The following is a 20,269-nucleotide window of genomic DNA, read 5'->3' as shown; positions in this document are numbered from 1 at the left end:
ACACGGTCATGGCGGGGGCTGATAATGTATGTCCGGTTAGCCACCAGACGCCTGAGCCTCCATAAAAGGAAGAGTTCACGTCCAAAAAACGAGCGTATTAGCATGGGCAAAGAGCTGAAGCGCGAACTAGGCAAGACAGGGATGGGCAAGCTATTAAATGTTACTTACGTGCCCAGTGCTCGCAACCGTCAAGTACGCTTGATAGCGCTTGACTACGTGGTCGATGATCTGGACAATTACGACGTAAATCATGCCGACTACAAGCAGGGGCGTGAGCGGGTCAAGATATACCTTGCCTAATATGGTGGGACCACCCATTAAGTCATGGACGGTGATTGCACTTGTGATCGCCGACGCCTTGACCACGGCGACGGTTTCGTTACCGAGGTTCCCCAGGACAGACCTAAGCGCCAGTGGAGCGTGAACGCGAAAGAACGCGCGTTTCCCCGTCATTCCAATAGCCAGCGCTGCCTCAAGTAATCCGCGAGGGACCATTTTGAGACCGCCGCGGATCATCTCCGCAAGATAGGCAGCATTGTTAATGCTGAGTACGAAAACGGCCGTTCGAAAAGGTGAGCTAAGAATCAACTCCCAAAGCAACCCGCCGCGCAACCATGCTATTCGTGGCATACCGTAATAGACCAAGAACAGCAGGATTAGCAGTGGCACGCCGCGAAAAATAAAGATGTAGGTTTTCGCGGCAAGACGCAGCGAGGCTCTCCCATATTCGTGCAAGGTGGCGAGCGCTCCTCCAATCAGGAAACCAAAAATCATGCTGAGCGCGGTCAGCGCAACGGTAGTTATAAGCCCGTTTAAAACGGTCCACCAAAAGGACGGAGTTTGTAATATCGCTAAATTGAGCATTAGCGAGACCTTTCGATGGCCGCTTCAAAGCCATGCTGAACCATACCCGACACCGCGGAGATAGCGAGATACATCGCCGCGGCGATCATATAGCAGAACAAGGGTTCCCGCGTAGAACCTGCAATTACCGTTGTAGAACGACTAAGCTCCTGCACCCCGATGAGCGATGCGAGTGCGGAAATCTTCAACATCACCAGGAACAGGTTTCCTAGAGCGGGGGTCGCGGATCTGAGGACGAGCGGCACGACTATTCGACGACGGATCTGAAAGCGCGTCATTCCGATAGCGAGCCCCGCTTCGGTATAGCCTCTTGGCATGGTGCTCATCCAATCCTTGAAGATAACAGCTGCGTAGGATCCAGATTGAACAGACATCGCAAACATCGCTGCGACCGCTGGGTTGATGCCTCCCACCGCCAGGCCGAGCTTGCTGCCAAGAGCTACAAGTGAAATCGTAGAACCATAGAAGACAATGAAGATCACGATAATTTCGGGCAAGCCACGGAATAGATTGATAAACGCGGCCGCCAACGTCGAAATTGTACGGACCGGAGAGAAGCTTGCGAATGCCACGACCAGTCCGATCGCTACGCAGATAGGGAAGGACACAGCGGCCAACCCTAGGGTTAGCGCTGCGCCCTTCAGCCAAAAGGTAAAGTAAGGTGCAACGATCTCAATCATCGCACTTCACCCTCCTGTTCACGTTCTTCATGGAGTCGTAAACTTTGTATTGAGGTACTTCATACCGATTTCGTCGAGCTTGCCAGAGGCAATCACCGCGTCGAGGCCTTTGTTGAACTTGTCGACGAGCTCCTTGGAACCCTTTCTGAAAAACCAGGCACGGCCGGCTCCGACAAACTTGGAGTCGAAGTTCGGCTTCTCGACCAGTTTATACTTGCCGGTGCTGATGAACTGATACTGAAGCTGCTGGCCGTCATTCATGAATGCTGCAATGCGGCCCGCATCGAGGTCGAGTACCGCAGCGTCGGGACTGTCGTAGCCGCGGATGTCGGTGTCGTCGCCAAGCATAGCCTTGATGTACACGTAGTACGGTTCAGTGCCGACGATGGTGCCGATCGACTTACCTTTCAGTGATGGAATGCCGCCGGAAATATCAGCGTCGGCGGGCACCAGAAACGCGTATCCGACTTTGTAAATAACGCGCGATGCGTCGTATTTCTCGAGACGAGTTTTCGAAACGGTTACGGTCGTGCCCACCATGTCGATCGTGCTCGTGTCGAGCGCGGTCCAGATGCCATCCCAAGGGACGTTGGAAATCTCACAATTTTCCTTGATTTCGGCACATACCGCCTTCGTGAGATCGACTTCAAACCCCGTCAATTCACCATTGGGGCTCACCCAGGCATTTGGTTTGTAAGAAGCGTCGATGCCGATCTTAATAGCCTCTTGTGCATGTGCGGGAGATAGACTTATTGCGCTTGCGGCGGTTGCGAACAGTATAGCCGTGACTTTGCTGATCATGATAACCAGTTCCCTCTCTTCTTATCGCTCATTATGATCGATATCTTTGTAGGAAGGAGGCGAGCGCCTCCGATTTAGGCTGTCTAAGGACGTCGTTAGGCTTGCCTCTTTCTTCGATGGTTCCTCCCAAAAGATAAATAACTTCAGTTGACACTTCGAGGGCGAATTGCATCTCGTGTGTAACAATGACCATTGTCCGACCTTCGACAGCGAGACGCTGCATGACGCGCAGGACCTCGCCTACCAGCTCTGGATCGAGCGCCGAGGTCGGTTCATCAAAGAGAAGAATTTCTGGCTCCATCGCGAGTGCTCTGGCGATCGCGACCCGCTGCTGCTGCCCACCGGAAAGTTGGCTTGGATAGTGACTGCGTCGGTCGCTGAGCCCCACCTTATCCAGGTAAGCCCGTGCACGTTCGTGCGCTTCTTTCTTAGTTACGCCGAGTACCTGAAGTGGGCCCTCCATTACGTTTTCGATGGCACTACGATGCGGCCACAGATTGAAGGATTGAAAGACCATGCCAACTTTTCGCCGCAGCATGACCAGATCGGCGTTTTGCTTTCGGGTTCTCCGCCGACCTGGAATGGCTGGAAAGACGACGCCGTCCAGGACTATCTCCCCTTGAGATGGTTCCTCGAGGAAGTTGATGCAGCGGATCAGGGTGCTCTTACCCGACCCGGAGCTGCCGATCAACGTAAGGATATCTCCTTTAGAGGCACAGAGTTCTACGCCCTTGAGTACCTCGAGCGGGCCGAATGACTTGCGGAGCTTGCGAACCTCCAAAATCGGCTGGCCGTCCGATGTTGAACTTGGCTTCATTGGATTTCTTTACCACCTCCCACTTGTGAGACCACTCTCATCCCGACTGGTAGCCGGCGCGAGGCCGCTCGGTACGGCACTCTTCAGTCGTACATAGCTGGGTCTACAAATCACTCTCGGACCGACTGGTTATTTTTTTCAAGGCCCTATGATATAATGCACATTAGAAAATAAGAGTCAACAAGAGAGGCGCAACGGGGCAGGTCCGCTTGCATTCCAGAATGCGTCATCCGCCTTGCACGGCGGCTCCTGCAGCAACGTGTCAGGGTTAGTTACGGATGGAAGAGGATTAGCCGAACGATGCAAAGCCTAGCGTCAACTGGACGCAGCACGCCTGCAGAGCGGCATTGCCGCGGTCCGCGTCTTTATTACTTCTGGCGTTTATCAGATCCGTCGGATTTCGGACGCCTGTCGGGTATCTGTTTTCGCAGAGACGTGAGCGTCTGGAGCTATCAAGCCATGGGCGTCGCCGCGCTGCTGAAGTGTTTCCAGTCGTGCCGACTGGCGTACCAGCCGCAGATGAGTTTGCAGTTGAGAGCGCTGAACAGCAGCCGTCCAGACGGCTCGATTGGTGACACCGCCCGCAGTTAGCCCGAAAATGAATGTTACGATGGACCGAAGCGCGGTTTCGAAAACCTCAGCCGGCCAATCTTTACTCTCTGGCCAGCTGGCTCGCATGAGTTGAGCGTATATATTGCCACCCTCCCGGTGCAGTGCCACGTTAAGTTTTCGAAACTCAGGATCGGTTGCAATCACGCCCCAGAAATTCACCCAAATCAGGCTGTCCTCGAAATGAGACTTTGATGCTGGAATCGCGACGTCAAGCAGCGTTGCAAGGTCAGTCTCCCCTTTTTCTAGCAATCGAGCAAGGTTGCGTTCTATATTGAGGAAAGGAATTCGCATTGCCGCTGCGATGATGTCCGCCTTCCCGCCGAAGTAATGAGTTATCATTCCCGTCGTCACGTTGGCGGCATTGGCAATGTCGATCATGGTTACACCCGAGATGCCCTTTTGTGCTATTGCCTTGCATGCTGCCCTAGCAATGCGAAGCCGGGTTTGCTCAACATCGATAATCTTTGGCATATCTCTATGAACCGATCCAATCTGTTTTCAACGTTCCCTGCGGCATCCGCGCGACCGAAGCGCATGCCTAGAGCGCCATAATCTCCGCCATTGTGAGATAATGGTCAATATATAATATAAAACCATGAGGGGTCCGCCATTGTTCAACTCCCTTGATTGCGAGCTGGGCCGAAATACAGGACGCCAAGCGACATATGGACGGGCGGCCATGCGGAGGCGAACTCTAAACGTCGCACATCACACTAAGAGGCGTATCCTCCAGGCGCGGAATTAAGGGACGCCAGTCGCCCGTAACATCGTGCGTTAGGCGGCGCAGCCGAGTTTGCATGATGCAGGTCAGAGAATTCTATTTTCTGCTCTCGAAAATTCAGCGTCCCTTGTGTGACTTTATCCTCGATATGGAAAGCGCAAAAAGGTCCGACCGCAAAGGAAACGGCACAAACTGGTTAGCCAAATCAAGGGGATATCTACGGGCACCAGAGGTGCGAGACCCGATCTCGGAGTTCGGCTTCCCTAGCGGCTACCAAAGCCGAACTCCGATAATGCCGTCCGCCCTTGACTGAGGCTCCGTTGAAATATAATAGGTATTATGTAATCGAGACAATATCATCGCCGTCAGGTCGACCCGCCCGGGAAGAGCCAGGCGCCGAACGAATTTTCCTAAGGCGGAGGATTGATCTGCATGGATCTGGAACTTGAGAATAAGCGCGTCCTCGTCACTGCCGGCGCCTCTGGTATCGGAAGGGCGGTAGCGGAGAGGTTTGCTGCCGAAGGAGCAAAGGTGCTCGTCTGCGACGTCGATCCCGACGCGATTGAGCGCGTTCAAGCAGAGGCCGGACTGCAGGCGGTAGCGGCTGACGTTTCGAGCTCCCAGGCCGTGGTTCAGCTTTTCGAAGAAGTTCAGCGCCACTTGGATGGCCTCGACGTCCTAGTGAACAATGCGGGAGTCTCTGGACCGGCAAAGCCAGTGGAATCTCTGCGTGACGATGAATGGAGGAGCACCCTCGCCGTAAATTTGGATGGTTCATTTTATTGCGCGAGATCGGCGATTCCACTGATCAAGGGCGCCGGAGGTGGATCAATCATCAATATGTCTTCCGTGGCAGGCCTGTTTCCTTTCCCGCTTCGATCCCCTTATTGCGCGGCAAAAAACGGAGTTATCGGACTCACCGAAGTCCTGGCAAGGGAACTCGGGCCAGTGAACATCAATGTAAATGCGATCTGCCCCGGCAATGTCGATTCCCCCCGAGCGGAAAGAGTTAATGTGATGGCTGCCCAGTCTCGCGGGGTGCCGGTTGAAGAAATTAGGCAGGCGGTACTCAATCAAACGTCCATGAGGAGGCTGGTGAGTGTCCAAGAGATCGCCAGTATGATCTTGTTTTTGTGCAGTCCTCACGGACGAATAATCTCCGGGCAGTCCGTCGCAATCGACGGCCAAACCAACGCTACTGAATTTTAACAACCGAACATCTGGCGGGTTTGGTGCGCGGCGATGCGGAGCATTGGCGATACCCCCACGACCATACAAGGAGAAGAGCAATGCCCCTGACCATGAACCGCGAGGTTTTCATTACTTGTGCTGTAACCGGTGCGGCCGACACCGCATCGAAGTCCCGACATGTACCACGTTCGCCGAAAGAAATTGCAGATGCCTCCATCGAAGCTGCCAAGGCAGGCGCTGCAGTGGTTCACATCCATGTTCGCGATCCCGAAACTGGTGCACCTTCTCGTCGAAACGATCTTTATAAGGAAGTCACCGATCGGATCCGTCAAGCGGACACGGACGTTGTTTTGAATATCACGGCTGGTATGGGTGGCGACCTTATCTTCGGTAGTGTTGAGAAACCGTTTCCAGTCGCGCCAAACAGTGACTTCGTTGGTGCCTCGGAAAGGTTTGCGCACATTCTAGAGTGCGCACCCGAAATTTGCACGCTTGATAATGGCACAATGAACTTCAACCTCGGCGATTATGTAATGGCTAATCCGCCATCGACACTTCGCGCAATGGCTAAGATGATGACCGATTTCGGTGTTCGCCCCGAAATCGAAGTCTTCGATACCGGACACTTGTGGTTTGCCAAGCAGCTTGTCGAGGAAGGTCTGATCGAAGATCCCGTCCTCGTTCAGCTTTGCATGGGCATCCCATGGGGCGCGCCGAACGACCTCAGCACTTTGATGGCAATGGTGAACACGATCCCGTCGCATTGGACCTTTTCCGCGTTCGCGATCGGCCGTGACGCGTTGGCATACCCCGCGGCCGCTGTCCTAGCTGGCGGAAATGTTCGTGTCGGCCTTGAAGACAATCTCTACGTTGGAAAGGGTGAGTTTGCGACCAACGGCCAGTTGGTCGAGCGGGCTGTCAATGTCGTCGAAAATATGGGCGCCCGGATCATCGGTCCGGAGGAAGTTCGCCGTAAACTCAAACTCACGAAGCGGTAATCTGGTTGGACATCAAACCTCACTTCGCAGGATTTCGCAGCCTGCTGAAGTGATCGTCCGGAACGATCACGCCATCTAACTGAGAAAGAGGAAACTTCAATGGTCCAAATCAAGAAGGCGGCCAGCATTGGCGGCGGTGTCATTGGCGGCGGATGGATCGCTCGCTTCATTCTGGCCGGGATCGACGTCAATGTTTACGATCCCCATCCCGACGCTAAACGCCTCGTTGGCGAAGTAATTGCAAATGCTGAATATGCTTACTCGCTTCTGACGAACGCACCGCTTCCCAAGAGGGGAGCATTGACCTTCTGCCCCTCACTCGAGGAGGCTGTTAAGGGCACCGATTGGGTCCAGGAAAGCGTACCCGAGCGACTCGACCTCAAGCGTAGCGTGATCGCCCAGATCGATCGCTCCGCCGACCCAGAAGCGTTGATTGGGTCTTCGACCTCTGGGCTCATGGCTACCGATCTTCAGAGGGACATGAAACATCCAGAGCGGATGTTCGTCGCACACCCGTTTAACCCGGTCTACTTGCTGCCACTTGTAGAGCTCGTTGGCGGTAACCAAACGAAGCGGGCAGCGCTTGAAGATGCCAAAGCCAAGTTGACCACTATCGGCATGACCGGGTTGATCATCAACAAAGAGATTGACGCTTTCGTGGCCGACCGGCTCATGGAGGCATTGTGGCGTGAAGCCCTCTGGTTGATCAAGGACGACATCTGCGACACCGAAACGCTCGACAACGTCATTCGATACTCGTTCGGCTTGCGCTGGGCGCAGATGGGCCTGTTCGAGACCTACCGCGTTGCTGGCGGTGAGGCTGGCATGCGCGACTACCTTTCCAAGTACGGTCCCTGCCTCGAGTGGCCCTGGACCAAGCTAACGAACGTTGTTGATCTCAATCCCGAACTCGTAGAGAAGATCGCGAGCCAGTCCGACGCCCAGTCAGGCCAGCACGGCATACGAGACCTCGAGCGAATCCGCGACCAGAACCTGGTCGGAATTTTGCAGGCATTGAAAGTGGGAGATGAGGGCCGCGGCTGGGGCGCCGGAAAGCTTTTGGCTGATTTCGAAACCCACCTTTGGAAGATCGCTCCCAAGATCGATAGCGCTTCACGCAACCAGGCTTTGCGGCTTCTCGACGTGAGAGTACCAGCTGCCTGGATCGACTACAATGGCCACATGACGGAATACCGGTACACGCAGTGCTTTGCTGACGCTGCCGATGTGCTGCTCCAGCAGTGTGGAGTCGACATTGAGTATGTAAAGGGCGGCCATAGCTACTATACCGTCGAAAGTCATGTCCGGCTGCTTGCTGAGGCAAAGCTTGGCGACGCCCTGGATGTCAAGGCCCAACTGCTTCCATCGGACGGCAAGAGGATACATTGTTTCATGTCGTTACATAGGGCTTCCGACGATATGGTGTTGTCGACATACGAGAGCGTGATGCTGCACGTTTCCTTGAAGGAGAAACGGTCGGTGCCGCCGCTGCCCGGGATCATGGAGAAGCTCAAACCGCTTCTTGAGGCGCACGCGACGCTTCCGACGCCCGAGGCGGCGGGACGTTCCATCGGAGAGAAGCCAGCTCGCGCCTAGAGAGTCGGCAGCGGGAGGTACCGATGAGAAAAGATCTGACGCGGCTCATGTCACCCAAGTCGGTCGCCATCTTGGGTGGGCGCTGGGCCGATCTCGTGGAGCACAACTGCCGGGATTTCGGCTTTCAAGGTTTAATATTCAGGGTTCATCCGGAAAAAGCCGCTACGGGCGTGGAGGGTTTCTGGCCATCGCTCGAAGCTTTGCCCACGGTACCTGACTGCACATTCCTCGGAATCAACCGCGAAGCGACCATTGATGCAGTGCGACTGCTACGAGAGCTCGGCGCAGGCGGGGCAGTTTGCCTGGCGTCCGGGTTCGCAGAGCGCTCGGGGGAAGGCGGGGCCGACTTTAACACCAGGCTGCTGGAGGCTGCTGGAGATTTTCCCTTCCTGGGTCCCAACTGCCTCGGGTTTGTCAACTTCTTCGACCGTATCTCGCTGTTTCCGGATCCTGCTGTCGCTCGATCTGTGGGCCGAGGCGTGTGCGTGATTTCTCAATCCGGGACGGTCGCTTGCGACGTGCTATTTTCCAATCGGCATTTGCCGATCGGAAAGATCTTTTCGGTCGGCAATCAATCGTCGGTGACATCTGTCGATCTCGCTTATGCGGCTCTTGAGGACCCGAGAGTATCGGCTATCGGTATGTACCTTGAGTCCATGGGCGATCCGTCTGACCTGAGAGATCTGGCGTGCGCTGCGCAGGAGAGGCGGGTTCCGATCCTGATCCTCAAACCCGGTCGTACGGAGACTGCCCGCAGCATTGCTTTAAGTCATACGGGCGCGATGGCGGGCACCGAACGGTATCTGGATGCGCTTTTTCAGAGAATCGGTGTGGGCCGGTGTGATAGCATCGCCGAATTCGTTGAAACACTGAAGCTACTTCATGTGCACGGCCCGTTCGCCGGAAACCGCTTGGCGATCTGCGGGGGGTCAGGTGGTGACATGGCCATCGCGTCCGATCTGCTCGAGAAGGTCGATGTGCAATTGCCGCCAATCAAAACCGAGATCAGGGACGAACTGAGCAAAATCCTCGGCGATCACGTAACCCTCGGCAACCCTTTGGATTTCCAGACCTTCATTTGGCACGATCAGGAAAAGCTTTGCCAAATGTTTTCTGCCTTTCAAGATGGCGATGCCGACCTCTATGGTTTCTTCCTGGATCACCCAAACCTTGAAGCACAAGCGCACAAGGAAGAGCTTCCGATAAGAGCCTTCCTGGCTGCCGCGCGGAAGACGGGAGCCAAGGCTTTCATCGCAAGCACGATGCCTGAATCCACGCCAGGATTTATTGCCGAGATGGCCTTGAAATCTTGCGTTGCCCCCATGCAAGGCATGTCAGAGACTTTCAGAGCATTCGAAATCGCTGCGGAAATGGGAGCCTCATGGGCGAACTTCAAGCCGCCGCGTCTCGATCGGCGTGCCCTCAGGGGCTCAATACGCAATTTGAATGAGTTCGACGCAAAGCAAATCCTGTCGTCGGCCGGCATAAAGACGCCGCGAACCGCCGAGGTTTTTGCGAAGGATGCATCTCGAACGGCTGAGACAATCGGCTTTCCGGTCGTAATGAAGGTATCCTCTCAATCCATTCAGCATAAAACCGAGCTAAATGGCGTCGCCCTAAACGTCGACAACGTCGAAAAGGCCGAAAAGGAAGCGGCCCGACTTGGCACGATTACCGAAAAAATCCTGGTCGAGGAGATGGTCCGCGACGGCATTGCCGAGTTCATCGTCGGCGTCAACGTTGACGATGCGTTCGGCCCGGTCGTTTTGATTGGTGCAGGCGGCGTACTTGCCGAACTGCTTGAAGATTCGGTGGTGTTGCTTCCGCCTTTTTCGAAAAAGGACGTCCTCAGTGCGCTGAAAACGCTGCGGTCATTCCGTCTGTTGTCCGGCTATCGGCGGCGCCCAGTCGCCGACGTGGATGCTTTGGTCTCAGCCGTTATGTCCGTCGCCGAACTGATCCGAGAGCCTGCGGCAGGAATTTTCGAGCTCGAGATCAATCCGATCATTGTTCGGGCAGAAGGTCTCGGCGCAATCGCGGTTGACAGCCTTATTAGATTGAGGGGAGAGGAGTGAAGATGTCAGGACCTCTGAAGATTGAACAACGAGGCGGCGTTCTAGAGATCGTATTGGACCGACCGAAGGCGAATGCCATCGACGCTGCCACCTCGCGTTTGATGGGAGAAACGTTCCGAGAATTTCGCGATAGCGCCGATCTGAAGATCGCTATTCTCACCGGCACGGGAGAGAAATTCTTTTGTGCAGGATGGGACCTTAAGGCTGCCGCGGATGGTGAGGCGGCGGACTCGGATCACGGAGTAGGAGGTTGGGCGGGGGCGACCGAGCTACCCAATCTCAACAAACCCGTGATTTGCGCGGTCAATGGGATTTGCATTGGTGGTGGGTTAGAAGCTGCGTTGTCAGCGGACATCATTCTGGCTGCGGAACACGCCTACTTTGCACTCCCCGAAATCAACGTTGGCGTCGTGCCTAACCTGGCCGTCGTTGGTCTACCGCGCCGGGTTCCCCGCAACGTCGCGCTGGAATTCATGTTTACCGGACGCAGGATGGATGCTCTCGAGGCCCAGCGTTGGGGATTGGTCAACGAAGTGCTCCCGATCGAGGACTTGATGCCACGGGCACGTGAACTGGCAACCCTTTTGGCGGACGGACCGCCGCTCGTTTTTGCTGCCATCAAAGACATGATGCGTCGGACCGAAAATATCCCCGAGCAGGCCGCGTTTGAGTACAGCCGCTCTTTGGCATCGGTTCAGAAATGTTTCAATTCGGAGGATCAATCGGAAGGCGCCAGGGCTTTCGTTGAGAAACGCAAGCCTGTGTGGAAGGGCATCTAGCCCTCTCCACCTGAATGCGCCGGCGCCGCAGGCAGGCGCTCCGACCGTTAATGTTGCCAGATTGCGACAGGCCTTGTTGTCGTACTTAAAGCTCATGGAGGGATCAATGGATCTCGCGTTTACAGAAGATGAGAGCAAGTTTCGGGAAGAGATGCGTCAGCTTCTTCGTGACAACATCTCACCTGAAACTCGCCGCAAACTAGCCGAAGGCCGGCACCTATCTAGAGACGAAATTGCCGAGGGGACGCGTGCTCTCCACAAGAGCGGCGTGCCAAGCTGGCCGAAGGAGTATGGCGGTACTGGGTGGTCTCCGCTCCAACAATATATCTATGAGGAAGAGCTGCAGGCCTTCCCCGCTGCACGGTTGGCGTTTGGCTATGGTGTTACCCTGGTCGGGCCGGTCATCTACACCTTTGGCAATGAGGCGCAAAAACTGCACTTCCTGCCGCGTATTATCAACGCTGAGGATTGGTGGTGCCAGGGATTCTCTGAGCCTGGCGCGGGATCCGATCTCGCTTCCCTGAAGACCCGGGCTGTGCGCGATGGCGATCATTATGTTGTCAATGGTCAGAAAATCTGGACAACAGGCGCACAGTATGCGGACTGGATCTTCTGCCTGGTCAGAACGAATCCGGATGTGAAGAAACAGGACGGCATCTCATTTCTCCTGATCGACATGAAGACACCTGGCGTCGAGGTGCGGCCGATCAAGCTGATTGACGGTGGCAATGAGGTCAACGAGGTTTTCTTCTCCGATGTTCGCGTTCCCGTCGAGAACCTCATCGGCGAAGAGAACAAGGGCTGGACTTATGCCAAGTTTTTGCTCGGCAACGAACGTTTCGTCGATGCAGGCCTAGGCCTCATCAAGGAACGCGTGCTGCGCGCGAAGCATCTTGCTGCGCAATGCTACCTGGGTGGGAAGCGGTTGATCGATAACGAGGCATTCCGCGAGAAGGTGGCTGCCGTCGAAGTCGAAATGAAGGCCTTCGAAATAACGCAGCTGCGGGCTGTGTCGGTTTCAACGCAACAGAACGGCACCCAAGATCCCGCCGGCTCCATCCTCAAGCTCAAGGGATCCGAGATTGAGCAGGCGGCTACATTGCTTCTGATGGATGTAGTCGGCCCCCACGCCCTTCCAGATCTGACCGACGAACAAGTCGGTGCCGAAGACGGGCAATCGGTGGGGCCCGAGTGGGCTAAGACGATCGCCCCGTTGTATTTCTATAGTCGCGCCGCAACGATCTATTCTGGTTCAAGTGAAATTCAAAAGAACATCATCGCGAAGATGATCCTCGGTCTCTAGGCCTTAAGGACTATAGGTATTTCGCGTCGGTAAAGGAGATCGGCAGTGAATTTTGATCTAACGGAAGAGCAACGGCTGTTGAAAGACAGCATCGAACGATTGATGCACGACAAATATGGTTTCGCGGATCGCGGCCGATATCAGGCTGAAGAGCAGGGCTACAGCGAGTCCATGTGGGCAAACTATGCCGATCTTGGACTTCTCGCGCTACCATTTCCCGAGGAATATGGTGGCTTCGGAGGTGGCGCAGTCGACACGATGATCGTCATGGAAGCGCTCGGCGGGGCTTTGGCTCAGGAACCGTATTTTTCGACTGTGGTGCTTGCGGGCGGGATTCTTCGGCACGGCGCCAGTGAAGTGCAGAAATCGGAACTCATTTCAGCCATCGCTCAGGGTCAGGCGAAAATGTCCCTCGGCTACATGGAGCCCCAGTCGCGCTATGATCTTTTCGATGTTGAGACCCAGGCACAGAGGATTGGGGACGAATGGATCCTGAATGGGATGAAGGCGCTCGTGCTTCACGGGGACACTGCCGATAAGCTCATTGTAACGGCGCGCACGTCCGGGGACTCACGACAAAAGGAAGGCATCGGCCTTTTCCTGCTCGACGCTGACGTAACGGGACTTGGTCGCCGCGGCTATCCCACCCACAGCGGATCGCGCGCAGCTGACATAACGCTTGAGAATGTGCGGGTTGACTCGGCTGACGTGATCGGAGACCCGGCGGGGGGATTGCCGATCCTGTTGCGAGTAGCGGACGAGGCTGTCGCAGCAATATGTGCTGAAGCGCTTGGTGCGTTCGAAAAAATGCAAGCGATCACACTCGACTACCTGAAGACGCGCGAGCAATTCGGCAAGAAAATTGGCGGTTTCCAGGTGCTGCAGCACAAGGCGGTCGACATGCTCGTCGATCTGGAGCAATCACGTTCGATGGCGATCTATGCCGCGGTGATGGCTGGAGAGAAGGATGCAACAGCACGGGAACGGGCGATCTCGGCTGCAAAAGTGCAGATTGGTCGGTCCGCAAAGGCCATCGGCCATCAATCGATCCAATTGCACGGTGGTATTGGAATGACGATGGAGCACAGCATTGGACACTATTTCAGGCATGTGACGATGCTGGATACGCTGTTCGGGGACGCAAATTTTCACCTCTCGCGACTTGCCTCGCTCGGAGGCTTAATCGGCGAGCAGGTGGGTTAAGTCGGAGATCAAGCAAATTAGAACTTTTGCTGATCAAGGTGTCCCAGACAGCCAGGAAAAACCCGCCATGAATCCTGCTCGCGTCACGCCGCCGCGATGCTGCGGATCGGAGGGATCTATGACTTCGGACGACAGGCCTGCATTTTGTCACTGAAGTTCGAAGCTGCGAGGCGAAGCGAACCCGATTTCAAGTACCAATTGCTGGAGGTTTGAAGGTGAATAAAATTTATAGTCATGCTGGGTCCGCCTTCGACGGGTTGCTGTTTGACGGCATGTTTATCGCTGCTGGCGGCTTCGGCCTTTGCGGTATTCCAGAGCTATTGATCGCCGCAATACGTGAAGCCGGTACCAAGCATCTGACGATTGCGTCCAACAACTGCGGAGTCGATGACTTCGGTCTGGGTGTGCTTCTCAAAACCAAGCAGATCAAGAAGATGATCTCGTCCTACGTTGGTGAGAACGCCGAGTTCATGCGTCAGTATCTGAGCGGCGAACTGGAGCTCGAGTTCAATCCACAAGGCACGCTCGCCGAGCGCATGCGCGCCGGCGGGGCGGGCATTGCCGGCTTCTACACCAAGACCGGGATTGGCACGGTCGTTGCCGACGGCAAGGAGGTAAGGACCTTCAACGGCGAGACCTATGTGCTGGAGACCGGCATCGTCGCCGACCTGTCGATCGTCAAAGCGTGGAAGGGTGACACGACTGGCAATCTCGTCTTCCGCAAGACAGCCCGCAACTTCAACCCACCGGCTGCGACATGCGGCAGGATTTGCGTGGCCGAAGTCGAGGAGATTGTGCCGGCCGGTAGCCTCGATCCCGATCAGATCCACCTGCCGGGAATCTACGTGCATCGCCTGATCCAGGGCGAGCACGAAAAACGCATCGAACAGCGCACCACGCGCGCGGCAGCGTGAAGGCAGGGGAGACAAGATGGCTTGGGATAGGAACCAGATGGCAGCACGGGCTGCCCGCGAACTTCAAGACGGCACCTACGTAAATCTCGGCATTGGCATTCCGACGCTGGTCGCCAACTATATACCCGACAGTGTGCATGTCACGTTGCAGTCGGAGAACGGCCTGCTCGGCATCGGTCCGTTCCCGACCGAAGACAAGATCGACGCCGATCTGATCAATGCCGGCAAGCAGACCGTGACGGCCCTGCCGCACTCGGCCTTCTTCGATTCAGCGCAAAGCTTTGCGATGATCCGCGGCGGCAAGATCGCCATGGCGATCCTCGGCGCGATGGAAGTCGCTGAGAACGGTGACCTCGCTAACTGGATGATCCCCGGCAAGCTGGTCAAGGGCATGGGCGGCGCCATGGATCTGGTCGCTGGTGTGAAGCGGGTCGTCGCGGTCATGGACCACACTAACAAGGCCGGTGAGTCCAAGGTGCTAAAGGCCTGCACGCTTCCGCTCACGGGCAAAGGCGTGGTGGACCGGATCATCACCAATCTTGGCGTGCTCGACGTCGTCGACGGCGGCCTCAAACTGGTGGAGCTCGCCGATGGCGTGACCGACAGCGTGCTGCGCGCGGCAACCGAAGCCACCATCGTCAACTGACCGGGAGCATTGTTTGAGCCAAAGGTCGTAACCTTGTCGGTCCAACCATCAACGGAGCAGCTGTTATGAGCACCCCATCCATCGTCATTGCCAGCGCCGCGCGCACGGCCGTAGGCTCCTTCAACGGCGCTTTCGCCGCCACGCCCGCGCATGAACTCGGCGCCGTCGTCATCAAGGAATTGCTGTCGCGTGCCGGCGTCGAGGCGGCCGAGGTCGACGAGGTTATCCTCGGCCAGGTGCTGACCGCGGCGCAAGGCCAGAACCCGGCCCGCCAGGCCTCGATCCTAGCCGGCTTGCCCAAGGAAACCACCGCCTGGGGCCTCAACCAGGTTTGCGGCTCGGGCCTTCGGGCCATCGCGCTCGGCATGCAGCAGATCGCCACCGGCGACGCCAAGGTGATCATCGCCGGCGGCCAGGAATCGATGTCGCTGTCGCCGCACGCCGAGCACCTGCGCGCCGGCGTCAAGATGGGCGACTACAAGATGATCGACACCATGATCAAGGACGGGCTGTGGGACGCCTTCAACGGCTACCACATGGGCAACACGGCCGAGAACGTCGCCCGCCAGTTCCAGATCACCCGCGATGACCAGGACCAGTTCGCGCTGGCCTCCCAGAACAAGGCCGAGGCCGCGCAGAAGGCCGGCAAGTTCAAGGACGAGATCGTCGCCTTCACCATCAAGGGCAAGAAGGGCGACACCATTGTCGACCAGGACGAATACATCCGTCACGGCGCCACCATCGATGCCATGACCAAGCTGAAGCCGGCCTTCGACAAGGACGGCACAGTGACCGCCGCCAACGCTTCCGGCATCAATGACGGCGCCGCCGGTGCGCTGCTGATGAGCGAAGCGGAAGCCGCCAGACGCGGCATCACCCCGCTGGCGCGGATCGCGTCTTGGGCAACCGCCGGCGTCGATCCGGCGATCATGGGCACCGGACCCATCCCCGCCTCGCGCAAGGCATTGGAAAGGGCCGGCTGGTCGGCAGGCGACCTCGACCTTGTCGAGGCCAACGAGGCCTTCGCCGCGCAGGCCTGCGCCGTCAACAAGGACATGGGCTGGGATCCCTCGATCGTCAACGTCAATGGCGGCGCCATCGCCATCGGCCATCCGATCGGCGCCTCGGGCGCCCGCGTCTTCAACACGCTGGTCTTCGAGATGCGTCGCCGCGGCGCCAAGAAGGGTCTCGCCACCCTTTGCATCGGCGGCGGCATGGGGATCGCCATGTGCTTCGAAGCAGTTTGAGCAATCCTGCCATGGCTTGAGGTAACTTGCTTCCGCGCCGAAGGTTGATCCGAACAGACTACATTTGGGGCTGCCGTTTAAATCCTCGTACCCGTAAGCGTGGGTTTGATTACAACATCAAGATGCGCATGAAGCCGGATGCTTCGCGCGTTAAAGCTTGCCAACCTCAAAATGTCGATGAACCCCTTCGACGAAATTCTCTGTCGAGGAACCGCTGCGGTTCAAGGAAGCCGGCAAGGTGACCGAAGTCGTGGTCGTCTCCATCGGCACGGCCAAGGCTGAGGAGACGCTGCGCACCGCACTCGCCATGGGTGCCGACCGCGCGGTTCTCGTCGAAACCGAAGATAGGGTCGAGCCGCTCGTTGTCGCCAAGATCCTGACGGGTGTGGCAGAGGCCGAACAGCCGGGCGGTATCATCGTCGCCAAGCAGGTGATCGACGACGATGCCAACCAGACCGGCCAGATGCTCGCGGCCCTTCTCGGCTGGGCCCAGGGTTGCTTGCAAGATAGAAATCGGTGCCGACAAGGCGACCATGACCCGGGAAGTCGACGGCGGTCTCCGGACCATCGAGATCAAGCTTCCGGCGGTCGTCACGACCGACTTTGCCTCAACGAACCGGATTACGCTTCGCTGCCGAACATCATGAAGGCGAAGAATAGAGCCCGGCCGCTTTCAGCGTGTCCACCGCGTCGCGCCTGAAGCTTCTGACGACCGAGGAACCGTCTGACCGCAAGGCTGGCATCAAAGTCAAGTCTGTCGCCGAGCTGGTCGAAAAGCTCAAAACCGAAGCCGACGTCCTCTGGGGCTCGAGAAAGGAACTATGCCGCTTGACCTGCAGATCCATAATGCGGCGCCACCGAACCATCAGTTTTGGCACATCGGTATGTATAAAGCTCCCAAACGTATGGACGAAGCCTATCCGAACCCAACGGATGAATCGTCGCGACGAGCTCTACGAACGAGAACTAATCTGCCAGTGCTACAAAAGTGTGCGACAGCGCGCCGACGAGCCGCAGATTGCGACCCGTCGGCTTCAAATCTATTATCGGTTTGAGCAAATCCAATCGGTTTTCGTATCACCCGGAAGCTGAGCCTTCGTGTATTGAAATTTCCCTACTGCCTCAAGCATCTCAGGTGTGCCAAGATATTTTGCCTGCGCCTCATTGTAAGCCTTCAGGAAATCATTGTCTTCCTTCTTGAAAGCAATCGCCACCCAGTTGTTCGTCCAATCGGGCAGCGATGCGGAGTCGGTTGCCTCAATCTCGTTCGGGGCACTTTCCACAAAGTTTCTCATATCGAAGTAGGTTCCAGCACCAACGTCCGCACGACCCGCGCGTACGGCGGCGAGTAGTTCAGTGTTGCTTGGCACTTGCATTATCTTGTTCTCAGGAACTCCTTCCTTGAGCGCCTCGTCAACGTTGACGTAACCGGCGACGGTCACCATCGTCGCGCCCTTGTCCTTGATGTCCTTATAGTTATGGATCCCCAGAGGGTTGCCTTTCTTAACGATAAAAGCGTTTCCAAATTTGCCCATTGGCTCCGCGAAGGCGACGTTTTTGCAACGTTTGCCAGTAATATACATACCGCCTGTTATGATGTCGAAGCGGTCTGCTTGAAGGCCGGGGATCAAGCCGCCCCAATCAGTTACGACGGGTTGGATGTTGGTATATCCCATGGATTTCAAAACGCCGACAGCAAGAGTATTGGCAAAGCCTAACGGCTCGTTCTTATCTCCGGGGTATGCCCAAGGGATCTCGTGAGCGAATCCGATCCTTATCGGCTGACCGCTCTTAGCTCGGTCGGTGAGCGCATCCGCGTGGCTCCCAACGGATGCCGAAAAGAGCGCGGCGGTTGCAACGATTGCTGCGAGAATTTTGGTGAATTTCATCGAGTTCCCCCGTGATTGGGTTAATTGGTTGGGCGATATAGGTATACCTCTTGCTTGGCGATCTGGCAATAGGATGTTTTGTCTCCGGCCGATTCCACCACATGAGCAGGATGTAGAGGGGAATCGGGGGCGATCTGATTTCCAGAGGTATACCTTGTACGGGCGCCGCCCGATGTGCTGCTAAAAACCCGGAGCAATGTTTCGAGCAACAGAGAGCGCTTGAGCCGGGCAAAGAAATGGTTACAGAAGAGCTGACCTGGGCGGCACGCGGCACTTCTTGGTCAGCGTCCATCCAAGCTCCGCGGCCTGGTCGCAGTGAAAACCTCACCCGAGATGCCCGGCGCCCAGCTTGAACCCTTCCTCAGGAGCGAGCGCTATCTGTAGGACTAAGGATTTTCGACGATTCAGGCCTATTGGCGATCGAGTCAAGTTGTAGGCGTGGCACGCCTGAGCTCAGAGCACCAATTTAGTAGCCAATCTCGGAAGAGGCGGGCGGCAGGCCGTAGTGTTGTGCAATCTCGATACACCAGGTGGAAAAATTCAGGGCCGTGTATGGCGTCGCCGCCCAAACATGGAACGAGTCCCCCGCTCTTCATGGCCTCGTTGCTAGCCGGCGCGCGGGCAATTGCAATTCCCATCCCTCCTTGGGCCATCACCATCGCGGTCGACGTATCGTCGGTATAGACGAACTTCGGTGTCTCAGCGTGAAGTTTGTAATGATCAAACAGAAAGTGCCAACCGGCCCGCTCGGGAGCAACTTCAATAAGACGGAAATTCAGAAGGTCTTTCGGAGTGTTGATCAAATCGGCAATATCTGGTCGAGCGACCGGGTACAATTCCTCGCCCACCAACACATCACTGTCTAAACCATGCGTCCTCTGTCTCCCAAAAACGATTTCCAGGTCATTAAAGTAGGCGGAAGAATCAAGACGACGGAAGCCAGTATTCAACGTGACCGCAACGTTGTCATATTTCTCAATAAACAAGGCTAATCGTGGAGCAAGGAGACCCTGGGCGAAAATCTGCACGGATTGAATGAAGACTTGCTGGGTTGGATTTGCGCCAAACAGCCCAAGGGTAGCGTTTTCAACAGACTGCAGCGCCTGCTGTACCAAAGGTAGATAGGCCACACCCGCGTCTGTTAGTACGACAGATCTCGCATGTCTCTCGAACAACGCCCGCCCCAGGCGCTCCTCTAATGCCCTGATCTGTTGGCTGACAGACGGAGTCGACATGTTCAGATCTTCGGCGGCTCGCGCGAAGCTTTCGCTGCGCGCAGCAGCTTCGAAAACCCGAAGCCAATTCAGTGACGGAACAGCGATAGCCATAGCAGATGGTTAAGTTAAACCTAACCTCAGCGTCAAGAGAAATGTGTTCTCGTCGCACAGCGCCATACGCTACTCCTATGGCACCAGAAAATGAACCGAGGGTGGCAGTCATGTTGTCAGACCAACAGATCAGAGCTTATGAAGAAGATGGCGTAGTGGTACTACGAAATGTCTTCTCAAAGGACTGGCTCGACGAGGTGCGTAGAGCGGTGAACTTTGGCCGCGCAAATCCAGGGCCGATGTATCTTGATTATTCAAAGGATACAAAGCCGGGAACGTATTGCGCTGACATGTGGATCTGGCGCGAAAATGAACACATGAAGAATTTCATATTTAATTCACCTGCAGCGCGTTTGGCAGGCGAGACGATGCGCGCAGAATCGGTTGCCCTGATTACCGATAACTGGATGGTGCGCGAGGCAGGAGCAGTCAATCGCGCGCCTTGGCATCAGGACAACCCCTATTTTGATGTAAGCGGGGTCGCGTCCCCACAGGTGGTGTAGCTCGGCGGTAGCGAAGCCGCTCGCGAGCGCGCCCTCAACAGCGCTGTAGCGAGCGAGCTGCTTTGCGGTGGTCATCGACAGTTCGCCGGTAAGGTCGGGTTG

18 protein-coding genes and 1 pseudogene are annotated in these 20,269 nt (G+C 56.2%); 12 read left to right on the top strand and 7 right to left on the bottom strand.

The features are described from left to right. Positions 1-153: 153 nt before the first annotated feature. The 5 genes from O7A61_RS05895 to O7A61_RS05875 all read right to left on the bottom strand — a co-directional run bounded on the left by O7A61_RS05895 (position 154) and on the right by O7A61_RS05875 (position 4,245). Positions 154-864, bottom strand: coding sequence for an amino acid ABC transporter permease (locus O7A61_RS05895; RefSeq protein ID WP_337128954.1), 711 nt, complete (start codon positions 862-864; stop codon positions 154-156). Next, positions 864-1,544, bottom strand: coding sequence for an amino acid ABC transporter permease (locus O7A61_RS05890; protein WP_337128953.1), 681 nt, complete (start codon positions 1,542-1,544; stop codon positions 864-866). The genes O7A61_RS05895 and O7A61_RS05890 overlap by 1 nt, the downstream gene beginning before the upstream one ends. A gap of 27 nt (positions 1,545-1,571) precedes the next feature. Further along, complete coding sequence (locus tag O7A61_RS05885) at positions 1,572-2,345, bottom strand: substrate-binding periplasmic protein (protein WP_337128952.1); 774 nt, start codon at positions 2,343-2,345, stop codon at positions 1,572-1,574. A gap of 31 nt (positions 2,346-2,376) precedes the next feature. Continuing rightward, positions 2,377-3,162: an amino acid ABC transporter ATP-binding protein gene (locus O7A61_RS05880; RefSeq protein WP_337128951.1), complete on the bottom strand. Its 786-nt coding sequence runs from the start codon at positions 3,160-3,162 to the stop codon at positions 2,377-2,379. Positions 3,163-3,546: 384 nt separating this feature from the next. After that, entirely contained in the window at positions 3,547-4,245 is a 699-nt protein-coding gene (locus tag O7A61_RS05875) for a TetR/AcrR family transcriptional regulator (protein ID WP_337128950.1), read from the bottom strand. 682 nt (positions 4,246-4,927) lie between these two features. Between O7A61_RS05875 and O7A61_RS05870 the strand changes: the two genes are divergently transcribed. The 11 genes and pseudogenes from O7A61_RS05870 to O7A61_RS05820 form a co-directional block, all read left to right on the top strand. Then, entirely contained in the window at positions 4,928-5,704 is a 777-nt protein-coding gene (locus tag O7A61_RS05870) for an SDR family oxidoreductase (protein ID WP_337128949.1), read from the top strand. Positions 5,705-5,784: 80 nt separating this feature from the next. Next, entirely contained in the window at positions 5,785-6,684 is a 900-nt protein-coding gene (locus O7A61_RS05865) for a 3-keto-5-aminohexanoate cleavage protein (protein ID WP_337128948.1), read from the top strand. Between the two features lie 99 nt (positions 6,685-6,783). Further along, the gene (locus tag O7A61_RS05860; protein WP_337128947.1) at positions 6,784-8,280 is read left to right on the top strand and encodes a carnitine 3-dehydrogenase; all 1,497 of its coding nucleotides are present in this window, start codon (positions 6,784-6,786) and stop codon (positions 8,278-8,280) included. A gap of 23 nt (positions 8,281-8,303) precedes the next feature. Further along, positions 8,304-10,355: an acetate--CoA ligase family protein gene (locus O7A61_RS05855; protein ID WP_337128946.1), complete on the top strand. Its 2,052-nt coding sequence runs from the start codon at positions 8,304-8,306 to the stop codon at positions 10,353-10,355. A gap of 2 nt (positions 10,356-10,357) precedes the next feature. Then, complete coding sequence (locus O7A61_RS05850) at positions 10,358-11,134, top strand: enoyl-CoA hydratase-related protein (RefSeq protein ID WP_337128945.1); 777 nt, start codon at positions 10,358-10,360, stop codon at positions 11,132-11,134. A gap of 106 nt (positions 11,135-11,240) precedes the next feature. Then, the gene (locus tag O7A61_RS05845; RefSeq protein ID WP_337128944.1) at positions 11,241-12,437 is read left to right on the top strand and encodes an acyl-CoA dehydrogenase family protein; all 1,197 of its coding nucleotides are present in this window, start codon (positions 11,241-11,243) and stop codon (positions 12,435-12,437) included. A 45-nt stretch (positions 12,438-12,482) separates the two neighbouring features. Then, on the top strand, positions 12,483-13,640 hold the full coding sequence (locus O7A61_RS05840) for an acyl-CoA dehydrogenase family protein (RefSeq protein ID WP_337128943.1): 1,158 nt from the start codon (positions 12,483-12,485) through the stop codon (positions 13,638-13,640). Between the two features lie 215 nt (positions 13,641-13,855). Next, positions 13,856-14,554 carry a CoA transferase subunit A gene (locus O7A61_RS05835; protein ID WP_337128989.1) on the top strand — a complete coding sequence of 233 codons (699 nt, stop codon included), beginning with the start codon at positions 13,856-13,858 and terminating at the stop codon, positions 14,552-14,554. 16 nt (positions 14,555-14,570) lie between these two features. Then, complete coding sequence (locus O7A61_RS05830) at positions 14,571-15,200, top strand: CoA transferase subunit B (RefSeq protein ID WP_337128942.1); 630 nt, start codon at positions 14,571-14,573, stop codon at positions 15,198-15,200. 65 nt (positions 15,201-15,265) lie between these two features. After that, positions 15,266-16,447: an acetyl-CoA C-acetyltransferase gene (locus O7A61_RS05825; protein WP_337128941.1), complete on the top strand. Its 1,182-nt coding sequence runs from the start codon at positions 15,266-15,268 to the stop codon at positions 16,445-16,447. Positions 16,448-16,569: 122 nt separating this feature from the next. Further along, positions 16,570-17,248, top strand: a pseudogene (locus O7A61_RS05820) (electron transfer flavoprotein subunit beta/FixA family protein); the annotation flags it as partial. A 242-nt stretch (positions 17,249-17,490) separates the two neighbouring features. Here O7A61_RS05820 and ehuB read toward each other — a convergent pair. Together ehuB and O7A61_RS05810 are read right to left on the bottom strand one after the other, a co-directional pair. After that, positions 17,491-18,336 carry an ectoine/hydroxyectoine ABC transporter substrate-binding protein EhuB gene (gene ehuB, locus O7A61_RS05815; RefSeq protein WP_337128940.1) on the bottom strand — a complete coding sequence of 282 codons (846 nt, stop codon included), beginning with the start codon at positions 18,334-18,336 and terminating at the stop codon, positions 17,491-17,493. A gap of 425 nt (positions 18,337-18,761) precedes the next feature. Further along, positions 18,762-19,664 (bottom strand): LysR family transcriptional regulator, encoded by a 903-nt coding sequence (locus tag O7A61_RS05810; RefSeq protein WP_337128939.1) that lies wholly within the window; start codon positions 19,662-19,664, stop codon positions 18,762-18,764. A gap of 110 nt (positions 19,665-19,774) precedes the next feature. Here O7A61_RS05810 and O7A61_RS05805 point away from each other — a divergent pair, with 110 nt between their 5' ends. Then, positions 19,775-20,167 carry a phytanoyl-CoA dioxygenase family protein gene (locus O7A61_RS05805; RefSeq protein WP_337128938.1) on the top strand — a complete coding sequence of 131 codons (393 nt, stop codon included), beginning with the start codon at positions 19,775-19,777 and terminating at the stop codon, positions 20,165-20,167. The last annotated feature ends 102 nt before the right edge of the window (positions 20,168-20,269 follow it).

The sequence above is a fragment of the Mesorhizobium sp. Cs1321R2N1 genome (assembly GCF_037179725.1).
GTDB classification, from domain to species: domain Bacteria; phylum Pseudomonadota; class Alphaproteobacteria; order Rhizobiales; family Rhizobiaceae; genus Mesorhizobium; species Mesorhizobium salmacidum.
The sequence above is the reverse complement of the archived record's forward strand: the minus strand, read 5'-3'. Positions and strand labels throughout refer to the sequence as shown.

Excerpts from the sequence above, each read along its gene's own strand:
- ehuB (WP_337128940.1), bottom strand. The coding sequence starts at position 18,336 with ATGAAATTCACCAAAATTCTCGCAGCAATCGTTGCAACCGCCGCGCTC.
- O7A61_RS05850 (WP_337128945.1), top strand. The coding sequence starts at position 10,358 with ATGTCAGGACCTCTGAAGATTGAACAACGAGGCGGCGTTCTAGAGATC.
- O7A61_RS05890 (WP_337128953.1), bottom strand. The coding sequence starts at position 1,544 with ATGATTGAGATCGTTGCACCTTACTTTACCTTTTGGCTGAAGGGCGCA.
- O7A61_RS05880 (WP_337128951.1), bottom strand. The coding sequence starts at position 3,162 with ATGAAGCCAAGTTCAACATCGGACGGCCAGCCGATTTTGGAGGTTCGC.
- O7A61_RS05870 (WP_337128949.1), top strand. The coding sequence starts at position 4,928 with ATGGATCTGGAACTTGAGAATAAGCGCGTCCTCGTCACTGCCGGCGCC.
- O7A61_RS05845 (WP_337128944.1), top strand. The coding sequence starts at position 11,241 with ATGGATCTCGCGTTTACAGAAGATGAGAGCAAGTTTCGGGAAGAGATG.
- O7A61_RS05895 (WP_337128954.1), bottom strand. The coding sequence starts at position 864 with ATGCTCAATTTAGCGATATTACAAACTCCGTCCTTTTGGTGGACCGTT.
- O7A61_RS05875 (WP_337128950.1), bottom strand. The coding sequence starts at position 4,245 with ATGCCAAAGATTATCGATGTTGAGCAAACCCGGCTTCGCATTGCTAGG.
- O7A61_RS05865 (WP_337128948.1), top strand. The coding sequence starts at position 5,785 with ATGCCCCTGACCATGAACCGCGAGGTTTTCATTACTTGTGCTGTAACC.
- O7A61_RS05885 (WP_337128952.1), bottom strand. The coding sequence starts at position 2,345 with ATGATCAGCAAAGTCACGGCTATACTGTTCGCAACCGCCGCAAGCGCA.
- O7A61_RS05810 (WP_337128939.1), bottom strand. The coding sequence starts at position 19,664 with ATGGCTATCGCTGTTCCGTCACTGAATTGGCTTCGGGTTTTCGAAGCT.
- O7A61_RS05805 (WP_337128938.1), top strand. The coding sequence starts at position 19,775 with ATGTTGTCAGACCAACAGATCAGAGCTTATGAAGAAGATGGCGTAGTG.
- O7A61_RS05825 (WP_337128941.1), top strand. The coding sequence starts at position 15,266 with ATGAGCACCCCATCCATCGTCATTGCCAGCGCCGCGCGCACGGCCGTA.
- O7A61_RS05860 (WP_337128947.1), top strand. The coding sequence starts at position 6,784 with ATGGTCCAAATCAAGAAGGCGGCCAGCATTGGCGGCGGTGTCATTGGC.
- O7A61_RS05855 (WP_337128946.1), top strand. The coding sequence starts at position 8,304 with ATGAGAAAAGATCTGACGCGGCTCATGTCACCCAAGTCGGTCGCCATC.
- O7A61_RS05830 (WP_337128942.1), top strand. The coding sequence starts at position 14,571 with ATGGCTTGGGATAGGAACCAGATGGCAGCACGGGCTGCCCGCGAACTT.